Below are 242 nucleotides of genomic sequence, written 5' to 3' on the forward strand. Positions count from 1 at the left end.
TGGGCCTAAATGGACTCGAACCATCGACCTCACGCTTATCAGGCGTGCGCTCTAACCAGCTGAGCTATAGGCCCATAATTGAAAAGCGGGTGAAGAGAATCGAACTCTCGACCAGAGCTTGGAAGGCTCTTGTTTTACCACTAAACTACACCCGCATTAAATTGTAAATGGTGAGCCATGAAGGATTCGAACCTTCGACCCTCTGATTAAAAGTCAGATGCTCTACCAACTGAGCTAATGGC

At 47.5% G+C, this 242-nt stretch carries 2 tRNA genes; both read right to left on the reverse strand.

Features of this window, described 5'->3' with window-relative positions:
* A tRNA-Ile gene (locus tag JDS92_RS30425) sits at positions 1 to 74 on the reverse strand.
* Positions 75 to 84: 10 nt separating this feature from the next.
* A tRNA-Gly gene (locus JDS92_RS30430) sits at positions 85 to 155 on the reverse strand.
* Positions 156 to 242 lie beyond the last annotated feature (87 nt).

This window comes from Bacillus cereus group sp. N12 (assembly GCF_016483575.1).
Classification (GTDB): domain Bacteria; phylum Bacillota; class Bacilli; order Bacillales; family Bacillaceae_G; genus Bacillus_A; species Bacillus_A toyonensis.